This is a genomic window from Nocardiopsis sp. SBT366, from assembly GCF_001083815.1.
In the GTDB taxonomy this organism is placed as follows: domain Bacteria; phylum Actinomycetota; class Actinomycetes; order Streptosporangiales; family Streptosporangiaceae; genus Nocardiopsis; species Nocardiopsis prasina.
Map to the genome: position 1 here is coordinate 17,799 of NZ_LAVM01000033.1, position 24,936 is coordinate 42,734.

General features: G+C 71.2%; 27 protein-coding genes. 14 read left to right on the forward strand and 13 right to left on the reverse strand.

What is annotated here, in order from left to right:
* Positions 1 to 470: 470 nt before the first annotated feature.
* Together ADX84_RS12160 and ADX84_RS12165 are read right to left on the reverse strand one after the other, a co-directional pair.
* Complete coding sequence (locus ADX84_RS12160) at positions 471 to 1,319, reverse strand: nucleotidyltransferase domain-containing protein (RefSeq protein WP_049572328.1); 849 nt, start codon at positions 1,317 to 1,319, stop codon at positions 471 to 473.
* Positions 1,320 to 1,341: 22 nt separating this feature from the next.
* Complete coding sequence (locus tag ADX84_RS12165) at positions 1,342 to 2,079, reverse strand: hypothetical protein (protein ID WP_049572333.1); 738 nt, start codon at positions 2,077 to 2,079, stop codon at positions 1,342 to 1,344.
* 213 nt (positions 2,080 to 2,292) lie between these two features.
* Between ADX84_RS12165 and ADX84_RS12170 the strand changes: the two genes are divergently transcribed.
* Genes ADX84_RS12170 through ADX84_RS12180 form a run of 3 tightly spaced genes read left to right on the forward strand, consistent with a single transcriptional unit; the run spans position 2,293 to position 4,927 of the window.
* The gene (locus ADX84_RS12170; RefSeq protein WP_049572335.1) at positions 2,293 to 3,117 is read left to right on the forward strand and encodes an alpha/beta hydrolase; all 825 of its coding nucleotides are present in this window, start codon (positions 2,293 to 2,295) and stop codon (positions 3,115 to 3,117) included.
* Positions 3,114 to 4,085, forward strand: a complete 972-nt coding sequence (locus ADX84_RS12175) for an ATP-binding cassette domain-containing protein (RefSeq protein ID WP_049572341.1) — start codon at positions 3,114 to 3,116, stop codon at positions 4,083 to 4,085. Before ADX84_RS12170 ends, ADX84_RS12175 begins: the two co-directional genes overlap by 4 nt.
* Entirely contained in the window at positions 4,082 to 4,927 is an 846-nt protein-coding gene (locus tag ADX84_RS12180; RefSeq protein WP_049572348.1) for an ABC transporter permease, read from the forward strand. The genes ADX84_RS12175 and ADX84_RS12180 overlap by 4 nt, the downstream gene beginning before the upstream one ends.
* 277 nt (positions 4,928 to 5,204) lie before the next feature.
* On the opposite strand, the gene ADX84_RS12185 is transcribed toward ADX84_RS12180, so the two are convergent.
* The gene (locus ADX84_RS12185; protein ID WP_049572358.1) at positions 5,205 to 5,969 is read right to left on the reverse strand and encodes a TioE family transcriptional regulator; all 765 of its coding nucleotides are present in this window, start codon (positions 5,967 to 5,969) and stop codon (positions 5,205 to 5,207) included.
* A gap of 58 nt (positions 5,970 to 6,027) precedes the next feature.
* On the opposite strand from ADX84_RS12185, the gene ADX84_RS12190 reads away from it, so the two are divergent.
* Positions 6,028 to 7,254 (forward strand): erythromycin esterase family protein, encoded by a 1,227-nt coding sequence (locus ADX84_RS12190; protein WP_049572361.1) that lies wholly within the window; start codon positions 6,028 to 6,030, stop codon positions 7,252 to 7,254.
* Positions 7,255 to 7,345: 91 nt separating this feature from the next.
* Here ADX84_RS12190 and ADX84_RS12195 read toward each other — a convergent pair whose 3' ends face one another.
* Positions 7,346 to 8,089, reverse strand: a complete 744-nt coding sequence (locus ADX84_RS12195) for an SDR family oxidoreductase (protein WP_049572364.1) — start codon at positions 8,087 to 8,089, stop codon at positions 7,346 to 7,348.
* Positions 8,090 to 8,326: 237 nt separating this feature from the next.
* Between ADX84_RS12195 and ADX84_RS12200 the strand changes: the two genes are divergently transcribed.
* Positions 8,327 to 9,721, forward strand: coding sequence for an FAD-binding oxidoreductase (locus ADX84_RS12200; RefSeq protein ID WP_049572365.1), 1,395 nt, complete (start codon positions 8,327 to 8,329; stop codon positions 9,719 to 9,721).
* Between the two features lie 126 nt (positions 9,722 to 9,847).
* Here ADX84_RS12200 and ADX84_RS12205 read toward each other — a convergent pair whose 3' ends face one another.
* Positions 9,848 to 10,561, reverse strand: a complete 714-nt coding sequence (locus ADX84_RS12205) for a MerR family transcriptional regulator (protein WP_049572369.1) — start codon at positions 10,559 to 10,561, stop codon at positions 9,848 to 9,850.
* 399 nt (positions 10,562 to 10,960) lie between these two features.
* Between ADX84_RS12205 and ADX84_RS12210 the strand changes: the two genes are divergently transcribed.
* Both ADX84_RS12210 and ADX84_RS12215 read left to right on the forward strand, forming a co-directional pair.
* Positions 10,961 to 11,590, forward strand: coding sequence for a helix-turn-helix domain-containing protein (locus ADX84_RS12210; RefSeq protein ID WP_049572373.1), 630 nt, complete (start codon positions 10,961 to 10,963; stop codon positions 11,588 to 11,590).
* Positions 11,591 to 11,636: 46 nt separating this feature from the next.
* Positions 11,637 to 12,320, forward strand: coding sequence for a hypothetical protein (locus ADX84_RS12215; protein WP_049572377.1), 684 nt, complete (start codon positions 11,637 to 11,639; stop codon positions 12,318 to 12,320).
* Positions 12,321 to 12,322: 2 nt separating this feature from the next.
* Here the strand turns inward: ADX84_RS12215 and ADX84_RS12220 are convergent, their stop codons facing one another.
* Positions 12,323 to 12,934 (reverse strand): histidine phosphatase family protein, encoded by a 612-nt coding sequence (locus ADX84_RS12220; protein ID WP_049572380.1) that lies wholly within the window; start codon positions 12,932 to 12,934, stop codon positions 12,323 to 12,325.
* Positions 12,935 to 13,202: 268 nt separating this feature from the next.
* Here ADX84_RS12220 and ADX84_RS12225 point away from each other — a divergent pair, with 268 nt between their 5' ends.
* Together ADX84_RS12225 and ADX84_RS12230 are read left to right on the forward strand one after the other, a co-directional pair.
* Positions 13,203 to 13,805 carry a sigma-70 family RNA polymerase sigma factor gene (locus ADX84_RS12225; protein WP_234003940.1) on the forward strand — a complete coding sequence of 201 codons (603 nt, stop codon included), beginning with the start codon at positions 13,203 to 13,205 and terminating at the stop codon, positions 13,803 to 13,805.
* Positions 13,802 to 14,467 carry an anti-sigma factor gene (locus tag ADX84_RS12230; RefSeq protein WP_049572385.1) on the forward strand — a complete coding sequence of 222 codons (666 nt, stop codon included), beginning with the start codon at positions 13,802 to 13,804 and terminating at the stop codon, positions 14,465 to 14,467. The genes ADX84_RS12225 and ADX84_RS12230 overlap by 4 nt, the downstream gene beginning before the upstream one ends.
* A gap of 89 nt (positions 14,468 to 14,556) precedes the next feature.
* Here the strand turns inward: ADX84_RS12230 and ADX84_RS12235 are convergent, their stop codons facing one another.
* The gene (locus ADX84_RS12235; RefSeq protein WP_156208067.1) at positions 14,557 to 15,156 is read right to left on the reverse strand and encodes a CHRD domain-containing protein; all 600 of its coding nucleotides are present in this window, start codon (positions 15,154 to 15,156) and stop codon (positions 14,557 to 14,559) included.
* Positions 15,157 to 15,342: 186 nt separating this feature from the next.
* On the opposite strand from ADX84_RS12235, the gene ADX84_RS12245 reads away from it, so the two are divergent.
* Both ADX84_RS12245 and ADX84_RS12250 read left to right on the forward strand, forming a co-directional pair.
* Positions 15,343 to 16,002, forward strand: coding sequence for a hypothetical protein (locus tag ADX84_RS12245; RefSeq protein WP_234003941.1), 660 nt, complete (start codon positions 15,343 to 15,345; stop codon positions 16,000 to 16,002).
* Positions 16,003 to 16,104: 102 nt separating this feature from the next.
* Complete coding sequence (locus tag ADX84_RS12250) at positions 16,105 to 16,647, forward strand: type 1 glutamine amidotransferase domain-containing protein (RefSeq protein WP_049572391.1); 543 nt, start codon at positions 16,105 to 16,107, stop codon at positions 16,645 to 16,647.
* 106 nt (positions 16,648 to 16,753) lie between these two features.
* Here ADX84_RS12250 and ADX84_RS25410 read toward each other — a convergent pair whose 3' ends face one another.
* The 3 genes from ADX84_RS25410 to ADX84_RS12260 form a co-directional block, all read right to left on the reverse strand.
* Positions 16,754 to 16,867 carry a methionine/alanine import family NSS transporter small subunit gene (locus tag ADX84_RS25410; RefSeq protein WP_082206432.1) on the reverse strand — a complete coding sequence of 38 codons (114 nt, stop codon included), beginning with the start codon at positions 16,865 to 16,867 and terminating at the stop codon, positions 16,754 to 16,756.
* Positions 16,867 to 18,483, reverse strand: a complete 1,617-nt coding sequence (locus ADX84_RS12255) for a sodium-dependent transporter (protein WP_049572395.1) — start codon at positions 18,481 to 18,483, stop codon at positions 16,867 to 16,869. Before ADX84_RS12255 ends, ADX84_RS25410 begins: the two co-directional genes overlap by 1 nt.
* A 211-nt stretch (positions 18,484 to 18,694) precedes the next feature.
* Complete coding sequence (locus tag ADX84_RS12260) at positions 18,695 to 19,699, reverse strand: pirin family protein (RefSeq protein ID WP_049572399.1); 1,005 nt, start codon at positions 19,697 to 19,699, stop codon at positions 18,695 to 18,697.
* A gap of 160 nt (positions 19,700 to 19,859) precedes the next feature.
* Between ADX84_RS12260 and ADX84_RS12265 the strand changes: the two genes are divergently transcribed.
* Both ADX84_RS12265 and ADX84_RS12270 read left to right on the forward strand, forming a co-directional pair.
* A complete protein-coding gene (locus ADX84_RS12265) occupies positions 19,860 to 20,621 on the forward strand; it encodes an MBL fold metallo-hydrolase (RefSeq protein ID WP_049572402.1) in 762 nt (253 codons plus the stop codon).
* Positions 20,622 to 20,705: 84 nt separating this feature from the next.
* A complete protein-coding gene (locus ADX84_RS12270) occupies positions 20,706 to 21,683 on the forward strand; it encodes a ribonuclease Z (RefSeq protein WP_049572404.1) in 978 nt (325 codons plus the stop codon).
* A 65-nt stretch (positions 21,684 to 21,748) separates the two neighbouring features.
* Here ADX84_RS12270 and ADX84_RS12275 read toward each other — a convergent pair whose 3' ends face one another.
* Both ADX84_RS12275 and ADX84_RS12280 read right to left on the reverse strand, forming a co-directional pair.
* The gene (locus ADX84_RS12275) at positions 21,749 to 22,720 is read right to left on the reverse strand and encodes a DMT family transporter (RefSeq protein WP_156208068.1); all 972 of its coding nucleotides are present in this window, start codon (positions 22,718 to 22,720) and stop codon (positions 21,749 to 21,751) included.
* A gap of 128 nt (positions 22,721 to 22,848) precedes the next feature.
* A complete protein-coding gene (locus ADX84_RS12280; RefSeq protein ID WP_049572409.1) occupies positions 22,849 to 23,367 on the reverse strand; it encodes a GNAT family N-acetyltransferase in 519 nt (172 codons plus the stop codon).
* Positions 23,368 to 23,408: 41 nt separating this feature from the next.
* Between ADX84_RS12280 and ADX84_RS12285 the strand changes: the two genes are divergently transcribed.
* Entirely contained in the window at positions 23,409 to 23,969 is a 561-nt protein-coding gene (locus tag ADX84_RS12285; protein WP_049572412.1) for an XRE family transcriptional regulator, read from the forward strand.
* Here the strand turns inward: ADX84_RS12285 and ADX84_RS12290 are convergent.
* Entirely contained in the window at positions 23,966 to 24,763 is a 798-nt protein-coding gene (locus ADX84_RS12290) for a phosphotransferase (protein ID WP_234003942.1), read from the reverse strand. The genes ADX84_RS12285 and ADX84_RS12290 overlap by 4 nt on opposite strands.
* Positions 24,764 to 24,936 lie beyond the last annotated feature (173 nt).

The following is a 24,936-nucleotide window of genomic DNA, read 5'->3' on the forward strand; positions in this document are numbered from 1 at the left end:
CTGACCCACGACGGACTGCCCGCTGTTAGGCCAAGGCCAGCAAAGCCGTCGCCGACCTTCCACCCGATCACACCGGCGTGGAGGAGGACATCCCGGCCCGGGAGTTACCGGTCACGCCGCGACTTTGCCGGGCAAGGTCGCCGACTTTCTTCGCTCGGCCGAACTGGAGTCTGCCGAGCGGGCCGTGCTCGACGAGGGGGGCGACCGTGCGATGAGGCCAGGGCTACACCCTGCGCGTGACCGCCTCCTCGCCGTGCACTGTCGGCTCCTCGACCGCGGCCAGCCGTTCGACGGCGGCCAGGGTGTCCCGGCTGTTCCGGCCCAGCACTGTCGCGAGTACGAGAACCGCGTCAGCGCGCTCGTGCCGATCGCACCATGATCGTGCTCAGCGCCAACGGCTGTACGAGCAGGTCAGGTGCATCTTCGGCCGCGGCATGGGCCCCTCCTGCGCGTTCGGTAGGCCCATGCTGTCAGCTTCGGTTCGCCACTACCGCTCCTGTGGGAATCCTCCTCGGCCCCCGTGCCCTTCTCCGTGTGGCGGTGTACCCCTCGGCCAGCCAGGGGGCCAGGTCCTCGAGGAGGTCGACCAGGTGGTCGCGGTCGGCGCTGGGGTGCCGGGCGGTGTGGGCGGCGGCGCGCATCTGCTCGTGGCGGCCGGGGTGGTAGTGGCCGAAGACCTCCGCCGCCAGGGTCAGGTCGCTGGTCCATCCGCCCCAGGCGGGCATGACCAGTGTGAGTCCGGTGCGGGTGAGTCTGCGGGACACGCCCCGGCTCAGCGCGCGGAGCTGGTCGTCGGTGGTCGCCTCGGCCAGGCGGGTACGCCAGCGGCGCAGGGTCAGGTGCAGGTCGCCGTTGGTCTCGCGGGCCAGGAGACTGGTGGGTCGGTACCGGGGCAGTTGCCGGGCCAGGTCGGGGCCGGTCAGCGGGGTGCACAGGCAGGCGACGAAGAACCCGGAGTCGTGCCGTTCGAGTTCGCTGGTCAGTGTGGGCACCCCGTCCAGGAGGATCCCACCGCCGTCGACCTGGGGAAAGTCGGTGTCGATCTCCTCCAGGAGCGCTCGGGCGCGGTCCCGGTCGGCGGGGGTGGGGTCGGTGTGCAGGGCCACCAGGGCGTCCAGGTCCGAGACGCCGGGGACGGCGGTGCCCCGGGGGATGCTGCCGTACAGGTAGGCGCTGTGCATGCGGGGCCCGAAGACCTGGTGGAGGCGGGTGCGCAGGGTCTCGACCACGGGGGTGAAGGCGGCGTGGACGCGGTCGGTTGAGCCTTCGCGGGCGATGGTGCCGTCGGGGCGTAGTCCTCGGACGGGGGGTGGTGTCACGGCGGTGGCTCCGAGTGGTGGGTCAGGTGAGGGGGTGCCAGGCCCACATGTTGGGTTCGACGTAGGTGCCGCGGTCGGCGGCCAGGTCGATGGTGACGGGCGACAGTGCGCCCTCCACGATGTGGCGTCCGCTGCCGGGGAAGTCCATGGCGGTCCACTGGCGCCACTGGGCGACGGTGCCCTCCACGGTCATGGACCTCTCGCAGGGGTGGAGCAGGTGCGCGCCGAGGCGTTGGTGGGTGCGTAGCCAGGGGTCGATGGACAGGCCGTCGTCGCGGGTCCAGCTGGCGTACTCGGCCATGGGGATCAGCGGGTAGCGGTGTTTGTGGGTGGGTCGCAGGGGTGCGGCCAGCGCGGTGAGTCCGTGCGCGGCGGCGTTGTCGCGCAGGGCCTGACCCATGCGGGCGCTGACCCCGGCGCCCTGGTGGCGGGTGGAGACGGCGATGTACAGGGCGGAGGCGATGGTGGGTGCGCGTCCGGCGGCCCTGTCGTCGAAGGCCTGTTCCAGGGCCCACGCGAAGCCCTCGTCGGGGAGTTCGTCGGGGGTGCCGTGCCAGGCCAGCGGGACGCTGTTGGCGCGGGCGATGACCTCGTCGCCGCGTACCAGGGCGATCTGGTACTCGGCGAAGTCGCGGGCCAGGCGGTTCCAGTACCGGTGGGCGACGGTGTCGTGGAACATCACCTCGGGCCCGGGGTTGAGTTCGGGGCGTTCCAGGACCTCGGCGAGGTCGGGGCGCTGGGCCAGGGTCACGATCCGCATGGGTGCATCGTTGCAGGGGCGCCTTCGGCGGGCAAGCGGATTGTTGCCGGTCAGGTGAGTGGGTCGGAGCTCCGGTAGTGCTGGCACCACTGCGGGAGGTGGGTGGGAGTGGACCGGTAAGTGGGTGTCTGCGTCATCGTGCCGGTCGTACCCGCGGTTCTAGCGTTGAGGGTGTCAGAGAAGCCTGTTGTACGAGGAACCTCGGGGAGAGTCATGATCGCGGCGGGCCCATCCACCATTCCGGTCCCTGAGCCGTTGCGCTATGAGCGCGCCCAGGGGTACGGGGTTCGTCTGCTGGCCTGTGACGGGACCGAGGACGGGCGGATCGTGGAGGAGTTGGGGGACGCGGCCACCGCGGACCATGTCGCGGTCCTGGTGCCGGGCAACGACAACTACCTGGGCAACTACTTCAACCAGAAGCGGGCCACACGGCCGCGCGCCAACGGGGAGACGTTGTTGCGCACGATGCGTGAGGTGGCGCCGGGGGAGCGTGTGGCCGTGGTGGTGTGGGTGGGGTACCGCACGCCGCGCGGGTTCGGGGAGGCCGTCTCGCGTCGCCCGGCGTTGGAGGGGGCAGCGGACCTGGTGCGGCTGACCCGGTTCCTTCCCGGTGCGGCACGGGTGACGTTGGTGGGACACAGCTACGGCACGGTGGTGTGCGGTCTGGCCCTGGGCCGGGGGCGGGTCAGTGACTGTGTGGCGCTGGGCAGCCCCGGCATGGGGACGCGTTCGCGTGAGGAGCTGGGGTTCTCGGGGAACCTGTGGGCGGCGCGGGGGCCCCGTGACTGGATCCGGTTCTTTCCGCGCGGGCACGTGGGGGAGGCGGGGCACGGGCCCTCGCCGATGCGGCCCGGGTACGGGGCGCGGGTGTTCGGGACCGGGGACATCCCGGGGCACTGCTCGTACTACCGGTCGGGCAGTGAGTCGGTGCGCAACATCGCTCGGATCGCGGTGGGCCGGTACGAGGAAGTGACGCCGGTGGTGGCGCCGCGTCCCCGTCACGCGGGTCGGGTGCGGGTGGCGGAGGTGGTCTCGTGAGCGGCGAACCGGTGATCCTGGCGGAGGGGGTGCGCAAGCTCTACCCGGGTGGTGGGGCGGCCCTGGACGGGGTGGACCTGGCGGTGGCGCCGGGGACCGTGCACGCACTGCTGGGGCCCAACGGTGCGGGTAAGACGACGTCGGTGCGGGTCTTGGCGACCCTGTTGGGGTTCGACGGTGGCCGGGCCAGGGTGGCCGGGGCCGATGTCGCCTCGCAGGCTCGGCTGGTGCGTTCGCGGATCGGGTTCGTGGGGCAGTACGCGGCGGTGGACGAGATCCTCAGCGGGCGCCGCAACCTGGAGATGTTCGGGCGCCTCTACCACCTGGGGCGGCGGCGTTCTCGGGAGCGGGCCGTGGAGTTGTTGGAGCGTTTCGACCTGACGGGGGCGGCTGACCGTTCGGTGCGCACGTACTCGGGTGGGATGCGCCGCCGGTTGGATCTGGCGGCGGGGCTGGTGCTGGACCCTCGGGTGCTGTTCCTGGACGAGCCCACGACCGGGTTGGACCCGCGCAGCCGGGCCGAGGTGTGGCGGGCTGTCAGGGAGTTGGTGGCGGGGGGTACGACGGTGCTGTTGACCACGCAGTACCTGGAGGAGGCCGATCGGTTGGCGGATCGGGTGTCGGTGTTGGACCGGGGCGGGGTGATCGCCGAGGGAAGCCCGGAGGAGTTGAAGTCGCGGGTGGGCGGTGGCCGGGTGGAGGTCGTGGTGGCCGGTGTGGAGGAGTTGCCGGTGGCGGTGGAGGTGCTGGGCCGGATGGCCGGGGCGCCGCCGGAGGTGGACCGGGACGCGTTGCGGGTCAGTGCGCCGGTGTGTGGGCGCGGCGCGGGGTTGTCCAAGGTGGTGCGGGCGCTGGACGAGGCCGGGTTGGACGTGGAGGACATCGCGTTGCGGCGTCCGACGTTGGATGACGTGTTCCTGGGGTTGACCGGGCAGCACGGTGGCGCTGTGGCGGAGGAGCGGTCGTGATCGCGGATGTGGAGCGTGAACGGCGGGGGCCGCGGGTCCTGCTGGGAAGGGCTGGTTGGGCGGTGGCCGATTCCGTCGTGGTGGCCCGCCGCTACCTGGCGCACCTGCTGTACAAGCCCGATGAGGTGATCGGGACGCTGATGATCCCGGTGCTGGCGGTGCTGCTGTTCGGTTTCGTGTTCGGTGAGGCGATGGGCGCGGCCATGGGGGTGGGCGGCGAAGACTACCGCGACTTCCTGATGCCGGGGCTCTTCGCGCTGACCATGGCGTTCGGGATCGGGAACACGACGATCGCTGTGGTCACGGACGTGGGCCGGGGTGTGGTGGACCGGTTCCGGACGTTGCCGATGGCTCCGTCCGCGTTGTTGGTGGGGCGCAGTATGGCGGACGTGGTCTCGGCCCTGGTGGACCTGTTGGTTCTGGTGGGGATGGGGTTGTTGGTCGGGTGGCAGTGGCACAACGGACCGGCGCCGGCGTTGGCCGCGTTGGGGTTGTTGTTGCTGTTGCGACTGGCGTTCACGTGGATCGGGATCTACCTGGGGTTGTTGGTGCGCAGCCCCGAAGCGGCCATGAAGTTCTTCTCGCTGGTGTTCCCGCTGGCGATGGTGGCCGAGACGTTCGTGCCCACAGAGGTGATTCCGGCGTGGTTGGCGCCGGTGGCCGAGTGGAACCCGTTGTCGGCGACGGTGCTGGCCTGTCGTGAGTTGTTCGGCAACACCACGGTGGTGGGTGAGTCGTGGGTGGCGCAGAACGCGGTGTTGATGGCGGTGGTGTGGCCTCTGGTGCTGATGGCGGTGTTCGTTCCGTTGGCGATGCGGCGCTACCGGAATCTGGGTCGCTGACTCCGCGTCGGCGTGTGTGGGCACGCTCTTGTTGTGTTCACCGCTCCTTCGGCTGCGCGGCGCCCCGTCCCTGGCGGCCTGGCGCGGAAGGCTGGGTCACTGACGGCCGGGGAGGCGGGTCGGCGCCGCATCCAGAGGGCCTCCTCCTCGAACCGTTTCGCGTTTGTGCCCCCCTTCGCCCGTCGGAGGAACGGTGGTGGGAAGGGGCCCGCGTTCGGGGGCGCCCCAGGGTGCGCACACCGGGGGTGTTCTTTGGCGCGGGTGGGTCTTTGGGGGTTCACGCGTGCGTGGACAGGTGGGCCTCCAGTTGGGCGGCACCGGTCAGGAGCGCTCGTCCTCGGGTGTCGAGCCGCTGGTGCCAGCCGTCCAGGGTCCCCTCCAACGGTTGGAGGCCGCCGGCCGAGCGCACTTGGGTGATGAGCGGGGCGATCTGTTGCAGCAGGTGGCCGCCGCGCCGGAGCTGGTGGACCAGTTGGGCGTCGCGGACCGCGGCGTCGTCGTAGACGCGGTAGCCGGTTCGTGGGTCGCGGACCGGGGACACCAGTCCGGCGTTTTCCCATTTGCGCAGGGTGGCCGGTCGGACGCCGAGGCGGCCCGCGAGCTGCCCGATGAAGACGGTCCCGGGTGTGCGGTTCATGGTGGTGAGCCCGGAGAGCACCCTGGTGGCCGCTGGTGCGGCCGTGGTCGGCGTGGGGTCCAGGTCACGGAGCGCGTTCCGGACGGCGGTGAGGGTGCGGCGGTCGTCGAGGAGTTGGGCGTGGCTCAGGTCGACCTGGTGCAGGGCCTCCTCCACGTGTCCGTGGTTGACCGCTCGCATGATCGCCGCCGCCCGCTGGTGGCCGTGGCCGGGGAACAGGGCCAGGAACGCGCGCAGGGCCGAGGCGTGCAGCGGGGTGTAGGTGCGGTAGCCGTGGGGGGTGCGTTCGGCGGGCGGGAGGATGCCGTCGGCCTCGTAGTTCCTGATCGCCTGGGTGGACAGCCCGTGCCGACGGGCCAGGTCGATCGGTCTCAGGCGTACCCCGCTTTGAAGCTTTTCTGCCATGTTCTCGATGCTAGTGCGTCAAAGTCTCCACCGTTGGTTCAGCGATACCGTCGAAGGTATGGACACGCGGACGAAGAACACGACGCATGCGCTCGGGGCGGCCTCGGTGATGGGGTTGCTCTCCGACCGGCCGCGCGTGCTGGCTCTGGGTGAGCCCACGCACGATGACGGCACGCTGCTCCGGGTGCGCAACGACCTGTTCCGGGAGCTCGTGGAGGAGGAGGGGTATCGGACGATCGCGCTGGAGAGCGACTGCCTGAGGGGGCTGGTCGTGGACGAGTACGTCACCTTCGGTCACGGAACCCTCGACGAGGTGATGGAGCGCGGATTCAGTCACGGCTTCGGTGCCTACGCCGCCAACCGCGAACTGGCGCGGTGGATGCGCGCCCACAACGAGGGACGCCCGGTGGGTGAGCGGGTGCGGTTCGCCGGGTTCGACGGTCCGTTGGAGATCTCGCGCGCCGAGAGCCCCCGGCAGGCCCTGAGCGCCCTGTACGACCACCTGGCCGAACAGGTCGAGGCGGATCTGCTGCCCTGTACCGCCGGGAACCTGGACCGGTTGCTCGGATCGGACGGGACCTGGACCGACCCGGAGGCGATGATGGACCCGGGCCGGTCGGTGGGGCAGTCAGCCGAGGCCGGTCAGTTGCGGTTGATCGCCGACGACCTGGTGGCGCTGCTGGACGCGCAGGCTCCGTACCTGGTGGGGGCGACCTCGCGCGCGGAACTGGCGCGGGCCGAGCTGTACGGTCGCACGGCCGTGGGGTTGTTGCGCTACCACCACTGGCTGGCGGACGCCTCGCCCGCGCGCATCACCCGGTTGTTGGGGGTGCGGGACCAGATGATGGCGCACAACCTCCTGGCCCTGGCCGACCATGGGCCGGTGTTGGTGCACGCGCACAACTCCCACCTGCAACGGGAGCGGAGCTCAATGCGGATGTGGCAGGGGTTGATGGAGTGGTGGAGTGCGGGGGCACTCGTGGCGGAGCGGCTGGGCCGCGGGTACGCGTTCCTGCCCACCGCGTTGGGCACACTGCGTCACCACGGGGTGGAGGAACCACCCCAGGGAAGCGTGGAGGGGGTGTTGTACGCGCTGGGCCGGGAGCGCTGTGTGGTGGACGCCCCTGAGTTGGCGCGGGTGCTGGGTGAGGGTTCCGCCGAGGCCCGGGAGTCGCCGTGGTTCGGATACGCGCCGTTGGACCCGGCGCACCTGGCGAACAGTGACGGTCTGGTGTTCGTTCGGGAGGTCACGCCCTCGGAAGGGCCGGCCAGCGGCTGCGAGTAGGCGCGGCCGAGGGGCCCGCTCACGCTTGGCGCGCTCGTGGACCGGCTGTGGTCCTGGTTCTCGGGTGCGGCCGCTTCGTCGCGGGTGCGCCTCAGCTTCGGGCCAGGAACTCGGCGAAGGTGGTGCGGCCCACGGCGTGCTCGGGGGCCAGGTGCCCCCCTGCGCGGAAGGCGGCGAAGGTCGCTCCGGGCAGGCGCACCGGCAGCAGGCGGCGCGAGGCGCCGGTGGCGTCCAGGTAGGCGCGGGCCAGGTCGTGGAAGGACTCGACCCGGGGGCCACCCAGGTCGGGGACGCGTCCGGAGGGTTCCTGCTGGGCCAGACGGACCAGGCGCAGGGCGACCTCGCCGGGGTCGACGGGCTGCACGTCGACGTCGGGGTAGGGCATCACGGGCAGGCGGGCGGCTCGGGCGCAGACCGCGGCGACGAGCTGGTGGAACTGGGTGGCGCGCAGGACGGTCACGCCCAGACCGGAGGCGAGCAGGGCCTCCTCGACGGTGTGCTTGGTGCGGTAGTAGCCCAGGGGGACGCTGTCACAGCCGACGATGGAGACGTACACCAGGTGGGTGACGCCGTTGGCCCTGGCGGCGCGCAGGAGGTGGGTGGCGGCCTGGAGGTCGCGGCCGGTGGGGCTGCTGGCGCAGTGCACGACAGTGTCGACGCCGGTCAGGGCGGTGTCGAGTCCCTCCCCGGTGCGCAGGTCCACGGCGTGGGCGTTCGGGTCCTGTGGGTCGGGGTGGCGGCTGAGGGTGTGGACCTGGTGGTCGGTCTGGAGTAGTCGTTCCACGACCGGTGCGCCGAGGGTTCCGGTGGCGCCGGTGACCAGGATCGTGCTCATGTGCCCACCTCCGCGGCCGTGAGTGGTGTGTCTGGGCCGTTGGGGCCAAGCTAACACCGGACTGGTCCGCTTTTGTGGATGTTTGGTGGGTATTCGTCTTGTTTTGCCGAGGCGTGGTGTGGGAGATCGTGGGTGTTCGTCCTGGTACGCGGGTGACTCGTGGGGTGAGGCGTCCCGTTAGAGTGCTGGGCAGCGTCGGTGCAGTGAGCGCCGCCACACAGGGTGAAGGAGGGGTCCATGCCGGGGGTCGTCGAGGAGCTGGTGGCCGCGATCGGGGCCGAACAGGTGGTCACCGATCCCGCCGTGATGGAGGGCTACTCCCATGACGAGGCCGAGTGGGCGCCCTACGACGCCCCGGCGGCGGTGGTACGGCCCCGCGACACCGCCGACGTCGCCGAGGTGGTGCGGATCTGCGCGAACGGAGGGGTCGCGGTGGTCGGACGCGGCGCCGGTACCGGGCTGTCCGGGGCGGCCAACGCCGGACGGGGCTGGGTGGTGGTCTCCTTCGAGCGGATGAACCGGGTGCTGGAGGTGGACACCGTCCAGCAGACCGCCACGGTCCAGCCGGGCGTGGTCAACGACGACCTGCGGGCGAGGGTCGCCCAGGACGGCCTGTGGTACCCGCCGGACCCCGCCTCGTCGCCGTGGTCGACGATCGGCGGGAACGTGGCCACCAACGCCGGTGGGCTGTGCTGTGTGAAGTACGGGGTCACCCGGGACTACGTGCTGGGCATGGAGGCCGTCGTCGGCTCCGGTGAGGTGGTGCGACTGGGCAGGACCACCGCCAAGGGGGTGACCGGGTACGACCTGGCCGGGCTCATGGTGGGTTCGGAGGGAACGCTGGGCCTGGTCACCGAGGTGACGCTGCGTCTAGTGCCGTTGCGCCGGGGCGTGGAGCACACCGTGGTGGGCTACTTCGACTCCCTGACCGATGCCGGGCGGGCGGTGGCCGCCGTGTCCGCGGCGGGCATCGTGCCCTCGGCCCTGGAACTCATCGACCGGTTCTGCCTCCAGGCCGTGGACAAGTGGAAGAACATGGGGCTGTCCGCCGAGGGAGAGGTCCTGTTGCTGGCCCGCAGCGACCTGCCCGGGACCTCCGGTCAGGAGGAGGCCGACCGCATCTTGGAGTGCTTCGAGAAGGAGAAGGCCGTGTACGCGGTGCGCTCCACCGACGAGGAGGAGGCCGAGGCGCTCTTCCAGGCGCGGCGGCTGGCCTACCCGGCGCTGGAGCGGCTGGGTCCGTTGCTGACCGAGGACGTGTGTGTGCCCAAGGCGCGGGTCCCGCACATGCTGGAGGCGATCGAGGCGGCCGGGGAGCGGTTCGACACCAGGATCGGCAACATCGCGCACGCCGGCGACGGGAACCTGCACCCGCTGTTCATCGTCCCGGCAGGTGACGAGGAGGCCAAGGGCCGTGCCAAGCAGGCGTTCGAGGTGATTGTGGACGAGGCCCTGGCGGTGGGCGGGACGGTCACCGGCGAGCACGGCGTGGGTCTGTTGAAGATGCGCGGCGCCGCCGACGAGCTGGGCCCGCATGTGCTGGCGATGCACCGGGCGGTCAAGGGAGCGCTGGACCCCGCGGGGATCTTCAACCCGGGCAAGGTCTTCGCTCTGCGGGAGGAGCGGGACTGAGCGTGGGCGACCCCGGTGCGGGGGTCGCCGGAGGAGAAGGGGTGCGGGTCGTCCGGGTGGTTCCCAGGCGGCCCGCACCCCTGTGTGTGTGGGGGGACGAGGCCAGGTGGCGGGGGGCGACGGCGGTCAGACCGTGCGCGCGTAGTCGTCGAGGAGGGCGGCCGCGGTGAGCATGGCCCGTGAGCGCTGGGTGAGTTCGTCCGCGCGTTGGGCCAGGGCGGTGTGCAGCGCCCGGCTGTCGCCGCTGCGGCGCAGTTCCTGGATGACCGGCGGGATGTCCGAGAGCGGGTAACGGACCTGGCGCAGCAGGTGCACCATACGGGCCTCGCGCACGTCGGCGGGGGAGTAGAGGCGGTACCCGGTGGGGTGTTCGCGCCGGGGGTCGAGCAGCCCGGCGTCCTCCCACACGCGCAGGGTCGAGGTGCGTATACCCAGGTGGGCGGCGAGTTCGCCGATGCGCAGCTCACCTCCGGGGGCGGCTGGTGCGTCGGGGGTGTGTTCGGCGACCGCAGCCAGGGCCCGACCGGTGGCGTGCAGGGCGGTGCGCTGTTCGTGCAGGGCGTGGTGGGCGGCGTCGATCAGCGCCAGGGCTGCGGGGAGGTCGCGTTGGTGCACGGCGGCCATGACGTCGCGGGCGGTGACGCCACCGAACCCTGCGCTCAGGGCGCGGAAGGTGAGCAGGGCCCGGCGGTGGAGGTCGGTGAGGATCCGGTAGCCGGACTCGGTGCGGGCGGTCGGCGGCAGGACGCCCTCGTCCGCGTGGTTGCGAACCTGTTGCGTGGAGATGCCGGCGGCCCGGGCCAGGTCGATGGGGCGAAGCCGGTCGGTGGGCGCGTCCAAGGTGTGGGTCCTCCCTGGGTGTGGGTGATCAGGATAGGGCGCGGGGCGGCCCTTCGGCGGGGTGCGGCGAACGCCCACCCGGGCCGGAGGGGGCGACGTGCCCCGGAAGGTCAAGAAGCAGTGTCGAAGCTGGTCGGGTGGACCCATGCCCGCGACTGAACGACTCCCCCTGGGCCAGGCCGTCGGACGCGTACGACGCTCTCCGGGAACACGTCCAGCGCACGGAAGGAGCGGTGGGAGCCGTGGAAGGAACCACACCCGGTGTCGGACTCGGCGGGCGACTCGCCCGAGGAGACCCGCGCCGCGTGCTGGACCTGACACCGGGTCGCGGCCAGTGAGGACGGCACGCTGCCCCCGCAGCAGTGCGAGGGGAAGGGCGGTCTGTGGCAGATTCGGGGTATGGAAGACGAACTCACCCCGGTGCTGGAGGCGGTGGGGCCGCGGTTGCGGTCCCTGCGCAGGGACCGGGGCACCACGCTGGCAGGGTTGTCGGAGCAGACGGGGATCTCGGTGAGCACCCTGTCCCGGCTGGAGTCGGGGCAGCGGCGCCCCACCCTGGAACTCCTGTTGCCGCTCTCCCGTGTGTACGAGGTGCCCCTGGACCGGCTCGTGGGGCAGCCCCCGGTGCGGGACCCCCGGGTCCGGCGCGGGTCGTTCGTCCGCCACGGGGTCACCTATGTTCCGCTCAACCGCAGGCCCGGCGGACTCCAGGCCTACCGGATCACCAACCCGACCGTGAACGCCCCGCTCACCGTCCCGGCGGAGGAGATCGAACAGCGCACCCACGAGGGGCACGACTGGCTGTACGTCCTGGAGGGGCGGTTGCGGCTGGTCCTGGGCGATCACGACATGGTGTTGGAGCCGGGGGAGGTCGCCGAGTTCGACACCCGTATCCCGCACGCGCTGGCCAACCCCGGACCGGGTCCGGTCGAGTACCTGGGCCTGTTCGGCCCCCAGGGTGAGCGCGCGCACGTGCGGGTGCGCCCCAGTCAGGACTCCGGGAAAAGGGCGGAACCAGGCGAGGAGTGAACGGCGTCTCAGTGGGTGGAGAGCCGCGCTGAGAGGAAGTTTCCCTATGTCCGGTGGCACCCTGACGATCATGGCGATCGTCGTAGTCATCATCGTCGCGCTCGTGATGATGTCCTCGGCCGCTGAGCGGCGGCGATCAGAGGCTTTGGAGGCCTGGGCGGGTGAACGGGGCTGGACCTACGACCGGGAGCGCCCCGAACTGGTCGCCCGGTTCAGCGGAACACCCTTCCAACGAGGTCGCTCCGACGCCAAGGCCAGGCACGTTCTGACCGCCGAGCACGGGGGTCACGGGGTCCTGGCCTTCGAGTACAGCTACACGACGACCAGCTACGACGGTCAGAACACGAGCACCACGAAGTACTGCTTCGGGATCGTCGCCCTGAGCACCCCGCGCACCCCCACTCTGGAGGTCAGGAACGAGCACTTCGGACACACCCTTCTCGGACTGTTGGGGGTGCACGACCTCCAGGTGGGGGAGCCGACCTTCGACGAGACCTTCCGGATCGCCACCGAGAACGACGCGTTCGCCCTGGCGGTGCTGGGACCGGCGCTGCGGGCGTGGTTGCTGGAGCGCGCCGAGGAGCGCATACCTTTCCGCTTCACGGGTGACCACCTCCTGACCTGGTACACGGGCGCGTTGGAGCCCGAGAAAACGGTGGCTGCCGCAGACACCCTCATCGGCCTGATGGAGCGGGTCCCCGCCCAGGTGTGGGAGGGGACCCGGGGCTGAGGTCAGGGGCGCAGGTGCGGTGGGAAGCCCGTCCATCGCAGGTCGTGGGGCAGGTGGGTGAGTTCGTTGAGGGTGACCACTGAGGCCGGGGTGTCGGGGGCGTACCTGATGACGGTGAGTCCGGCGTTGGCGGCGCCCACGCTCACCCACCGCCAGGGCGGGGCGTCCAGGGCGGCCGTGACGAGCCAGCCAACCAGGTAGGCGTGGGTGATGACCACCTCGCGCCTGCCCGTCCCGCCATCCACGGGGCCGGTCAGGAGTTCCAGTGCCCGCTGCCCGAGTTCGGGTGAGCGTTCGGCGGCGGGGACCCGGCTGACGAAGTCGAGGACGCCCTCGGCGTGGGCGGTGGGTAGCTCGTGGCGTCGGGGCAGGTGGGGAGCGTAGTCCCCGGCCTCGGGGAGTTCGGCCGGGGTCACGTCCTCCAGGTGGGAGGCCACCAGGTGGGCGGTCTGCGCGGCGCGGGGCAGGGGGCCGTGCCAGAGGGCGTGGGGCGCGAACTCGCTCAGGCGGGCCCCGAGCAGGTCGGCCTGGAGGCGCCCGGTCTCGGTGAGTTCTCCGGTGTCGGGGTCGGCTTGGGCGTGGCGGGCCAGGTACAGGTGACGGGTCGCGGCCATGGGCGGCCCTTTCTGGTGACAGGGGGCGGTCCTCCCTACGATCCGTGGTTGTGGCGCGTGGTTCGTGGCTGTCCGTGCCGCCTCGCGCGGGGTCCTCACTCCGGTGGTGGAGCGCTCCCCGAGTCGAAACCACCGCTGTGATGAGCCCCGTGGTACCGGTGCCGCCCGGAGCGGGAACCGAGCTTTTCTCGGCCGAACTGGCCGAACGGTGAACGCTACGTGCTCGTGAGGAGTAGACACTCTTCCAACACGTGATCGGGAGAGCCCGGTGGTGAACAGGGACGGGGGACGGATGGGCCGTGTGCTTCGACGGCGCCGTCGATACGGGGCCGGTGTGGGTGACCCCGAGCCGGACTTGCGTGACGAGGGCGGGGTCCAGGCGGCCTACAACGCACACGGGCCCGAACTGTACCGGTTCGCGTTGCGCCAGCTCAGCGACGAGGTGGCGGCGCAGGACGTGGTGCAGGAGGTGTTCCTGCGCGCCTGGCGCGCGGCGGACCGGTTCGATCCCGAACTCGCCAGCCTGAGGGTCTGGCTGTTCGCCATTGCGCGAAACGTCCTGGTCGACGAGCTTCGTCGCGCCGCCAGACGGCCCCTGCCCATGGCCCCGAGTGGAAGCGGGCGGCTCCCGGAACGCTCCACCGGGCGCAGCCTCGACGAGCAGGTGATGCAATCCTGGCTGGTGGAGGAGGCGCTCCAGCGGATCGGCCCCGAACACCGGGCCGCCCTGGTGGAGACCTACCTGCGCGGTCGGCCCTACGCCGAGGTCGCCGCTGAGCAGGGCATACCTGTGGGCACGCTGCGCAGCAGGCTCTTCTACGGACTCAAGGCCCTGCGCGTGGTCATGGACGAGATGGGGGTGCGCGAATGAACGGGGACTCCCATCGCGGCGTACGCGACCTCCTGGGCGCCTACGCCCTGGACATGCTCGGACCCGATCAGCGCGCGGCGGTCTCGGCCCATCTGGACGGATGCGCCGAGTGCCGCGCGGAACTCGACTTCGTCGCCCCCGCGGCGGAGTTGTTGCCGCTGGCCGACCCCGACCGGCTGTCCGAGCTGCCCGCGCCCCCACCCGAGCTGGGGGAGCGCATCGTCGCCGGTGTGCGCGCCGAACACGTGCCGCATGCGCGCGGGCGGCGAGCCCGACGGCTCCTGGCAGCCTGCGCCGTGACCCTGCTCGTGGGGGTCGGCGCCGGGGTTGTCGCCGGTCACGCCTTCTTCGCCCCGGAGCCGGTTCCCCTGGAGGGTGTGGCCACCACCGTGCACGAGGCCGGAGTGGACGCCGAGGCCGAGCTGATCCCGCACACGTGGGGCGTGGAGATCCGGCTGACCGGTACTGGTTTCGAGGAGGGGCGGACCTACCGGGCCACGCTCCTCGACGCAACGGGAGGTGAGCACCCTGCGGGTGAGTTCGTGGGCGTGGGCGCGGATCCGATGGTGTGCAACCTCAACAGCGCGCTGCTGCGGGAGGACGCGGTGGGCTTCGAGATCACCGACGAGGGCGGCGACCCCGTGGTGAGTTCCTCGTTCTGAGGGTTTCGCGTCTTGGACGGGGCACGGGAGCGCCGCGGTGGCCCCGCGCCAAGGGTCACCGCGGCGCCGTCACTGCGCCTCCGGTCGTCCTACCAGGGCTTGCCGTATCCGTTGCCCGCGTCCATGAGCTGGCCACGGATCGCACCGGCCGGGAAGTCGGCGGTGTGGGTGTCGGCGTAGAAGCTCGCCGGGTCGTCCTCGATCTGGGCCACGGTGAAGCCCTCGCCGGTGTCGTTGCCGTCGGCGTCGTCCAGACCGGTGGTGAACGGTCCCCGCATGCAGCCGGAACTGCGCAGGTCGCCACGACCGTCGTCCTCGGGGTCGGGGAAGGCCAGGCGCGGCGGGCCGAACTCGCCGTCGGCGGCCTGGTGGATGTGCGTGGCCGTCTTGGCGGGGCTCTGGTACGGCGGGGTGACACCGCGGAACCTGATGTCGTAGCAGACCACGTCCAGGTCACTGTTGAGCCGGAACTCGAAGGAGCCCCACGCTCCCTCCTCGCCAGCGACGGGCTCGCCCTGGTTGTCGATCACCATGTCGGGGGTGGCCTCGACCCAGAACTCGCTGGTGAACACGTTCGGCTCGGGGACCTCCTCACCGGCGTGCGCGGCCGTGCCCGGTGCCGCCACCAGTACTCCGGCGACCGCCGTCGCGAACGCTCCGGTCGTGATCCGCCTCGTCGCTGTCCTCATGCTTGGCCATCCCCCTGTCATCGACCGCGAGACCTTCGCGGACCACGTGAATACGTTCGCCCTCTCCGTGGAGTTCACCCGGAGTCACCAAGTCTGGGTAAAGCCGTGAGCGGCATCACTCTCCGTCGTTACCGTGGTGACACGAAACAGCGAACGGGCGCAACCTGGGCTTGGCACCTTGGGTGCATGGACGCTTTGAGTGGCAGCCATGCAAACGACGACCGTCACGGATTCTTCGGCCGCGAGGTGCTGGAGATGGGGACCCTGCTGTTCGCCGCCGGGTCGGCGCACCTGCTGGTGGTCTCCCTGGGGCACAGCGCCAGCGGGGTCCGGGCCCTGATCGTGGTGGGGGTCCTGCTCCTCGCCTTCTCCGCCCTGCACCGTTGGCGCAGGCACTGTCGGACGCGCCGCCGACCCTCCGCGCACACGGGTGCTGCCCCCGATCCCGACCCGGCCGGTTCCGCGTCCCCCGCCGAGGACCGGCTCTGGAGCGTGCGGGTCGCCGTCGCCGAAGGGCCGGGCGGGCTGGCCGCTCTCGCTGGCCGGTTCTCCGAGTTGGGGGTCGACATCCGTCTCAGACAGGTCCACTCCGACAGCGGCGGTGCCGTCGACGAGTTCTACGTGAGCGTGCCCCCGAACGTGGACGAGACAGACGTTCTGCGCGCGGTGCGCGAGGCCGGCGGTCGTCACGTCGTGGTGCGCACCGGCGATGTCCACGAACTCAGCGACTCCACGGGGCGACCCCTGACCGTGGTGGCGCGTGGTTCGTGGCTGTCCGTGCCACCACCCGTGACCCACCCGTGGGCGGGGCCGGGGAAGGTGGTCGTTCCCGTGGAGGCGGACTGATCCGGCGCGGGCACGTGAGCGGAGGGGGCTGGGCGGGTAGGGCGGCACGTGTGAGCGGGCCCGTCCGGGTCCGCGCATCCGAGGAGCACACAGGGGGACACGATGGCTGACCCACTCACCGGACGGCGCGTCGCGATTCTGGCCGCCGACGGGGTCGAGCAGGTGGAGCTGGTCCAACCTCGCCAGGCGTTGGTGGATGCGGGTGCCCAGGTGGAACTGGTCTCGTTGAACGAGGGACGGATCCAGGCCATGAACGGGGACATCGAACCGGCCGACCGGTTCACGGTGGACCGGGTGGTCTCCGCGGTCGGAGTCGACGACTACGACGCGCTCGTGGTTCCGGGTGGCACCATCAACCCGGACAACCTGAGGTCGGACGCCGACGCGGTGCGGCTGGTCCGCGACTTCGTCGCCCGGGGCAAGCCGATCGCCGCCATCTGTCACGGGCCGTGGCTGCTGGTGGAGGCCGACGTGGTGCGCGGGCGCACCCTCACCTCCTTCCCCAGCATTCGCACCGACATCCGCAACGCCGGTGGCACCGTGGTGGAGGAGGAAGTGGTCACCGACCACGGCGTCACCACCAGCCGTAACCCGGACGACCTGCCCGCGTTCTGCGAGCGGATCATTGGGGAGTTCGCCGCCTGAACCGTCCCCGGGCCTGACCTGGGCCGGACCAGGACCCCTGACACGGCCGAGGGGCCGCGAACCGCGTGTGCGGTTCGCGGCCCCTCGGGGACTGCGGGGGGTGGGGTCACTCCGACCCGGGGTCGTCCGGATGACGGCGCAGGTGGATGACGGCCGCGATGAGGCCACCCCAGAGCACGGTGATGGAGATGACCATCATGACGATGGCGCTGGTGGACATCAGCGGTCCTCTTCCTTGTCGAAGGGCGGGATGGTCGCTTCGTTGGGCGCGATTTCGTTGGGCGCCGCCAGCTGGCCCGAGGCGCCCTCCTTCCCGTCCGCGATGCGCTCTGCGTCGTGTCGGGCGATGACGTCGGCGCGCTTCCACGGGAAGCAGGACATGACGATGCCGAAGACGATGGCGCCGATGGCCACGCCCCAACCGGCGGCGAGCAGGTACCCGGTCGGGTAGCCACCGTAGTTGGTGGTCAGCTCGGTACGCAGGCTGTCCCACATCATGATGCCGAGCAGGACCGGGGTGATGCCGCCCAGGGTCACGCGCCACCACAGGCCGAGGTGGATGCTGGAGACCGAGTTGACGTGCGCTTGGAACAGGGGCAGCTTGCGCACGCCCCAGGAGACGAAGACGACCAGCACCAGACCGGCCAGCGCGATGCCGTACTGGTTGATGAAGTGGTCGAAGACGTCCAGGAAGTGCAGGCCCTCGGGAGTGGGGAAGAGCAGGATCGAGGCGAGCGCGGTGGCACCGCCGACCAGCAGCACGGTCTGGGTGCGGCCCAGGCCGGTGCGGTCCTGCACGGCCGAGACGATCACCTGGACGATGCTGATCAGCGAGGTGAGTCCGGCGATGACCAGGCAGCCGAAGAACATCACTCCGAAGAGCGAACCGCCGAAGGGCAGGCTGGAGATGATCTGCGGGAAGGCGATGAAGGCCAGTCCGATGCCGGAGGTGGCGACCTCGTCCACGGCCGTTCCGGCGGCGGTGGCCATGAAGCCGAGGGCGGCGAACACGCCGATACCGGCCAGGAGCTCGAAGGAGCTGTTGGCGAAGCCCGCGACCATGGCCGATCCGGTCAGGTCGGACTTGCGCCGCAGGTAGGAGGCGTAGGTGACCATGATGCCGAAGCCGATGGACAGCGAGAAGAACACGTGTCCGTAGGCGGCGATCCACACCTTGCCGGTGAGCATCGCCTCCCAGTCGGGCGTGAAGAAGGCGTTGAGGCCGGTGACCGCGCCGTCGAGGGTGAGCGCCTGGACGACCAGGAGGCAGAACAGGACCACCAGTAGCGGGATGGTGATCTTGTTGATGATCTCGATGCCGCGCCGGACCCCGATGATCAGGACCGCCAGGGTCACGAACCAGACGGCGACCAGAGGCCAGGCCACCCCGGAGACGAACCCGGAGACGACACCCGGTTCGGGGCTCATCTGCAGGAAGTCGTTGAAGAAGAAGCTGTCGGGGTCGTCACCCCAGGCCTGGTTGACGGAGAACCAGGTGAAGCGGATGGCCCAGGCGATGATGACGGCGTAGTAGACCGCGACCACGAAGCAGATGGCCACCTGCCACCAGCCGATGACCTCGGCCGGGCGGTAGATGCGCCGGTAGGACAGCGGGGCCGAGGAACGGTACCGGTGCCCGATGCCGTACTCGAGGATGAGCAGCGGGATACCCGCCGTCAGCATCGCGATCAGGTAGGGCAGGAGGAACGCCCCGCCCCCGTTCTCGTAGGCGACGTAGGGGAATCGCCAGATGTTGCCGAGTCCGATGGCCGATCCGATCGCGGCCATCAGGAATCCCGCGCGCGTCCCCCACTGCTCGCGAGGCTGTTGCCCCATGTTCAGGTCTCCTAAATCATCCCGTAGTTCGCGACCCGCACGGTAGCAGGATTTGGGTCTTTGGGCATTGTTGGAGCAGGTCCGAGCGCTGGATGTCGTGATCGGGCCCTCGTTTGGTGCCGGATCGTCCAGGGTTGGTGAGGCGCTCCGGGGCAAGCCCGGCTTACCCCTCGCGTTCAGAGCACCTCACCCTGGGGGCGGGGGCTCGGGTTCAGGCGTCGCGGTGCCGGGGACGCGGGCGCAGCCGCGCGTTGGGCAGGTCCGGGGCTGGCAGGGCGGTGCCGTGGTCGGCGCGTACCGGCTCGAAACGCAGGCCCGAGTCCCGGTCGTCGCCTTCGCGTTGGTCCTCCCAGTCGGCGCGGGCGCGCACGATGTCGTCGTGGTCGCGTCCGACGAAGTTCCACCACATGACGAGGTCCTCGGTGAAGGGTTCGCCGCCGATGAGGAGCAGGTGGGTGCGTTCTTCGGCGTGGAACTGGACGGTGTCGCGGCCGGTGCCCAGGTAGAGCAGGGAGCCGGGGACCACGCGGTGGCCGTGGGCGTGGACGGGGGCGTCCAGGGGCAGCAGGCCGTGTTCGAACGCGGCCTGCACGGGGATGGTGACGGTTCGGCCCGCCTCGATGACGATCTCGGCGCCGACCAGGGGTGTGTGGGTGCGCGCGGGTGAGCGGTGGCCGTGGAGTTCGCCCATGATCACGGTGACCCCGGCGCCGGGCAGGGAGAAGCCGGGCAGGTCGGCGTGGTGTTCGAAGTGGGCGGGGCCCTCGCGGTCGTGTTCGGGCAGGGCCACCCACAGCTGTGCTCCCTGGAGCAGGTCGGGGGCCTGCTCGGGGGTGCGTTCGGAGTGGGCGATGCCGTTCCCGGCGGTCATGAGGTTGAGCTGGCCGGGGCGGACGAGCTGGTCCGAGCCAAGGCCGTCGAGGTGGTGGACGGTGCCCTGGACCAGCCAGCTCACGGTCTGCAACCCGATGTGGGGGTGGGGCGGTACCTGCATGCCGGGGCCGGTGCTGACGTCGGCGGGTCCGTAGACGTCGGCGAAGCACCAGGCGCCGACCATGCGTCGGTTCCTGCCCGGCAGGGCGCGGTGGACGAGCATGGCGCGCGGTCCGCCGAGGGGGACCTCGCGGGGTTCGAGGAGTTCGGTGTCGGGTTCGGGGCCGGAGCGGTCGGCCTCGCAGACCCGTTGTTCGGTGGGGTGGGGTTCTACGTTGCTCACCCGGTCGACGCTAGTCCAGCCGGTGGCGTGCGCGCACGTGGGTGGGGGTGTGGCGTAGGAGGCGGGTGGGTCTTGTGAGAACTAGATGGGGAGTTCGCGGGTATGAAAGGGGGACGGGGTCCGTTCTCGGGTTCTCACGCGTGTCCTTCCGGGAGGAATCATGACCCATGTTCCCGACGAGGTCGCTCCCGGTGTACACCGGGTCGGTGACGCGCTCGTGAACTTCTACCTGGTGGAGACCGGGGAGGGGTTGGTGATGGTGGACGCCGGGCTGCCCGCGCACAGCGGTCGGTTCCTGGACGCGGTCGCCTGGGTGGGGGGACGGCTGCGGGCGGTGGTCCTCACCCACGCCCATCCGGACCACACGGGTTTGGCCGAGCGGGCCCGCGACAAGGCGGGCGCCCGGGTGTGGGTGCATCAGGCCGACGCGCCGATCCTGGCGGACGGCCCCACCAGTTCGGTGGTCCACGCCCGTCCCGAACGGCCGATGCTGCCCTACCTGGCCAGGCACCCCGCCGCCGTTCAGGCACTCCTGAGGTTGGGGCACGGCGGGGCCTTCACGGCGGACCGGGTCAGCGAGTTCTCGGTGTTCGGCGACCACGAGGTCCTGGAGGAGGTGCCGGGCCGCCCCAGAGTGGTGCCCGCTCCGGGACACACCCCGGGCAGTGTCCTGGTGGTCTTCGAGGATCGGGGGGTCGCGTTCACCGGTGACGCGCTGGTCACCGTCGACCCCAGCACGGGTTGTGAGGGCCCGCGGGTGGTGAGCCGGATGTCCACGCACGACAGTGCCCGGGCGTTGGAGTCGTTGGAGGGTCTGGCCACGTTGCCGGAGCGGAGCCTGTTGTTGCCGGGGCACGGTGCCCCCTTCACCGAAGGTCCCCGTGTGGCGATGATCCGCGCCCGTGCCACGGGGGTGCGTTGAGCCGGTGGCGGCACCCGGCTCCGACTGACAAGGGCCTGTTGGGAGCGCGTGTCCGCGGCACCTGGTGGTGCGACAATACGGCCCATGTCCGTACGTGAACTCGTGGTCCTGGGGACCTCCAGCGCGGTGCCCACCCGTCGGCGCAACCACAACGGCTACTTCCTGCGCTGGGGCGATCAGGGGGTGCTGTTCGACCCGGGGGAGGGCACCCAGCGCCAGATGCGTCTGGCCGGCTTGGCCGCCAGCGACATCACCCGGGTCTGTGTGACGCACTTCCACGGGGACCACAGCCTGGGGCTGCCCGGTGTCATCCAGCGCATCGCCCGGGACCGGGTTCCGCACACGGTGCGGGTGGCCTACCCGGGCGCCGGTGAGGAGTACTGGCGGCGGCTGCGGCACGCCACGTCCTTCCGTGACACCGAGGTGGTCGTCCCCCAACCGGTGGGCGGATCCGGTTCCTGTGTGGTGGGCCCGGACGAGCCGTTCACGGTGACGGCCCTGCCGCTGCGGCACTCGATGCCCGCCTACGGGTACCGGCTGGCCGAACCCGACGGGTGGCGGATGCTGCCCGAGCGGCTGCGGCGCTTCGGGGTGCGTGGTCCGGCCGTGTCGCGGCTCCTGCGGGAGGGGGCGTTGGAGTTGGAGGACGGCCGTGTGGTGGAGCTGTCGGACTGCGCGGTGCCCCGCCCCGGCCAGGTGTTCGCGTTCGTGATGGACACGGGTGTGTGCGAGCAGGCGGTGGAGCTGGCCCAGGGGGCGGACATGCTGGTCATCGAGTCCACGTACCTGGACTCCGAGGAGCACTTGGCCGAGGCGTACGGACACCTGACGGCGCGTCAGGCCGGTCGGATCGCGGCTCGGGCGGGGGTGCGTGTGCTGGTGTTGACCCACCTGTCGGAGCGCTACGAGGAGGCCGACGAGGCCCATTTCACGGCCCAGGCGGGTGCGGAGTTCGACGGGCGGGTGGTGTTGGCCGCCGACCTGGACCGGATCGCGATGCCTGCCCGGCGCCGATCCGCTTCGGACGTTTGGTCCGTTGACGGCGGGGCTCAAGGGAGTTGACACAGGGAGTGACACCAGCGGAGCGGGCGGGGTCACGGCCCCGCCCGCGACATGGCCTGCGCACCTCAGTGCTGGTCCAGAGCGCGTTCCTGGTCGGGGGCCGCCGGGCTTGCTTCGTTGCCGGGGGCGGGTGAGCTCGGCACGGCGGTCTGGGCGATGAAGGCGCCGGTCACGATGACCACGGCGCCGACGACCTGCACGAGGGTGAGCGCCTCGCCCAGGAGCACCCAGGCGAGCACGATCGCGGTGACCACCTCCAGGTAGGCCACACCGCCCGCGACCTGCGGGGACAGGCGTCGGATCGCCGACACCCCGGCGAAGTAGGCGATGGCGGTGCACACCAGGCCCAGCCACAGCACCAGGGCCCAGCCCGGCAGGGTGAGGGTGCCCAGCGGGACCGGGTCGGCGAGCAGGCCCCACGGCAGGGTCCAGGGCTGGGCGAGCGCACCCAGCAGGACGGTGGCGATCAGCGCGCCGAAGGCGATCACCGCCAGGGGGTCGGTGTCCTCACCCATGGCGTCGCCGAGCAGGAAGAAGGCGGCCTGCGCGGCGGCCGCGCCCAGGGCCAGGCCCACGCCGATGGCGTCCAGGCGCATCCCCGCCCAGATCTCCAGGAGCAGTCCGAGCCCGGCCACGGCGAGGACGACCCCCACCACGGCGGCGGGGGAGACCCGGTTGCGGCGCACCACCCGCACCCACAGCAGCACCAGCACCGGGCCGAGGAACTCCAGCAGTAGAGCGATCCCCACCGGGATGCGGGCGACGGCCGCGAAGTACAGGGCCTGGACTCCGGCCATGGGGAACACGCCGTAGGCCAGGACCAGCAGCGGCCTGCGTTGGGCGACGCGCCAGTGCCGTAGGGCGACGGGCAGCAGGATGAGCGCCGCCCCGGCCACCCGCAGCCAGGTGACGTGCAGCGGGTCCATGCCCGCGTCCAGCAGGGGCCGGGCGAAGACCCCCGAACCGCCGAAGGCCAGGGCGGAGGCGAGCGCGAAGGCGAGCCCCGAGGGGCGGTGGCGGGCGGTGTGGGCGGACACGGGGACGCTCCAGGGGATGGTGGGGAGATGGGATCTCGTCGAGCATAGGTGTCCCGCTCCGGGACGGGCCGCCCGACCTGGGTGGAGTCCCCCTCCGGGGCGTTCGCGCTCCGGGTCCGTGGCCCTGACTAGGGGGCCGGAGTGAGGTCCAGCTGGGCCCAGGCCACGTCGTGCCAGGCGTCGTGCTTGTGGCCCACCCGGCGCATGATCCCGACGTCCTCGAAGCCCATGGCCCGGTGCAGTCCCAGACTGGCGTCGTTGGGCAGGGTCATGCAGGCGATGGCGGTGTGCATCCCCCGTGCGGCCAGGCGGGGCATCAGCGCGGAGTACAGGGCACGCCCCGCTCCTCGGCGACGGCGTCCGCCTTCGAGGTAGACGCTGACCTCGCAGGTCCGTCGGTAGGCGGCACGGGTGCGGAAGGTGCCGCCGTAGGCGTAGCCGAGCACGCCCTCCTCATCCTCCATGACGATCCACGCGTGGTGGCGCTGGGCTTCGGTGATGCGTCGGGCCATCTCCTCCGCGGAGGGAGGGTCGAGCTCGAAGGTGATGGAGGTGTCGGTGACGTAGGGGGCGTAGATGGCCGCGCACGCCGCCGCGTCGGTGACGGTGGCGTCGCGGATGCTGTCGTGCGTGAGCAGGGCGTCCATAGTTGAAGATGATAGGCGAAGGTGTCCACTATGGTGAACGCATGAGCGACCCACTCGGACCCGCCCTCGCCACGACCCTCCAGGCCCTGCGCCGTGACCGCGGACTCAGCGGCGCCGCCCTGGCCGACCTGTCCGGGGTGTCCCGGGCCATGATCAGCCGGATCGAGAACGGTGACGCCCAGCCCACCGCCGCCCTGCTGGGCCGCCTGTCCGGGGCCCTCGGCCTGACCCTGTCCGAACTCATCGCCCAGGCCGAACAGGGTGACCGCCGCCTGGCCCGCCGGGACGAGCAGCCCCTGTGGACCGACCCCGAGACCGGCTACCGTCGCCGCGCGGTCTCGCCCACCTCGGGGGGATCGCTCGAACTGGTCGAGGTGGAGCTCCCCCCGGGCGCCCGGGTGCCCTATCCCGAGGAGGTGTTCGCCTTCACCCACCACCAGATCTGGGTCCTGGAGGGTGCGCTCGCCTTCCGTGAGGGCTCGACCGAACACCTCCTGGAACGCGGGGACTGCCTCCAGCTCGGTGCGCCCGCTCCCTGCGAGTACTGCAACCCGACCGGGCGGCCCTGCCGCTACCTGGTGGCGGTGACTCGCCGGAGCTAGGCGTCCGGTTCGGTCAGGGCAGCGAGGAGGACGGGACGCTGGTCGCGCAGCCACCCGGCGCGGCGGACCCTGAGCCGCTCCCACGAGGCCCAGCCGCCCACCCGTTCCACGGTCCGTACGAACAGGGGATTGCCCTGGTCGAACATGTCCTTGACGAAGTCACGGGAGACCTCGTTGTACTGCTCGATCGCCACGGGAAGGGACCTGCGGTCGGCGTCGGACATGCCGTAGGCGTCGGCGAGCAGGCGGATCCGGTGCGGGGTGCGCGCCCCGGCGAACTCCGTGCGGGCGAGGATCTCCGGGGGCAGGGTGGGGCCCAGGTAGAAGGCGAGGGCGGCCAGGTCCCAGACGGGGCGGCCCGGGGCGGCGAGGTCGAAGTCGATCAGGGAGACGGCCTCGCCGTCACGGAAGACCAGGTTCTCCAGGCAGGGGTCGTTGTGGCACAGCAGGGTGCCGCCCTCGGGGTCGCTCAGGGCGGTGGGCCAGGCCACCTCGGCATTGAGGGGCACGTGCTCGGCGGCGTCGTGGTAGCGGCGCAGGAGTCGGGCGCAGGTGCTCACCACACTGTCGGCGCGGGACCAGGCGGGAAAGGGCGGGAGCGCCACGTCGCCCTCGACGAAGGTGAGCTCCTCGGTTCCGGGGCCTCCTCCCTCGGCCGGGTGCAGGGCCAGCGGCCGGGGTGCCCCGGTGAACCCGCGGTCCGACAGGGCGGTGAGGAAGCCGTGCAGGGCGAGGGCGTGCGGTACGGCCCCGCGCACGACGCGATCGCCCCTACGGACGACCTTGTTCATCATGCCGCCGCTCAGTGGTTGGTCCTGTTCGTGCTCTCCGGTGCTCAGGTCCGGCCTCCGCTTCTCGAATCGTCCTGTGGAGCGGGGATCCCGTCGCGCCCCACCGGTGACCAACCTAGTGTCGTGCCGCTGTTCGAACCCGGGGAAACACGGAAGGGACCGTGAGGCCCGTGCCC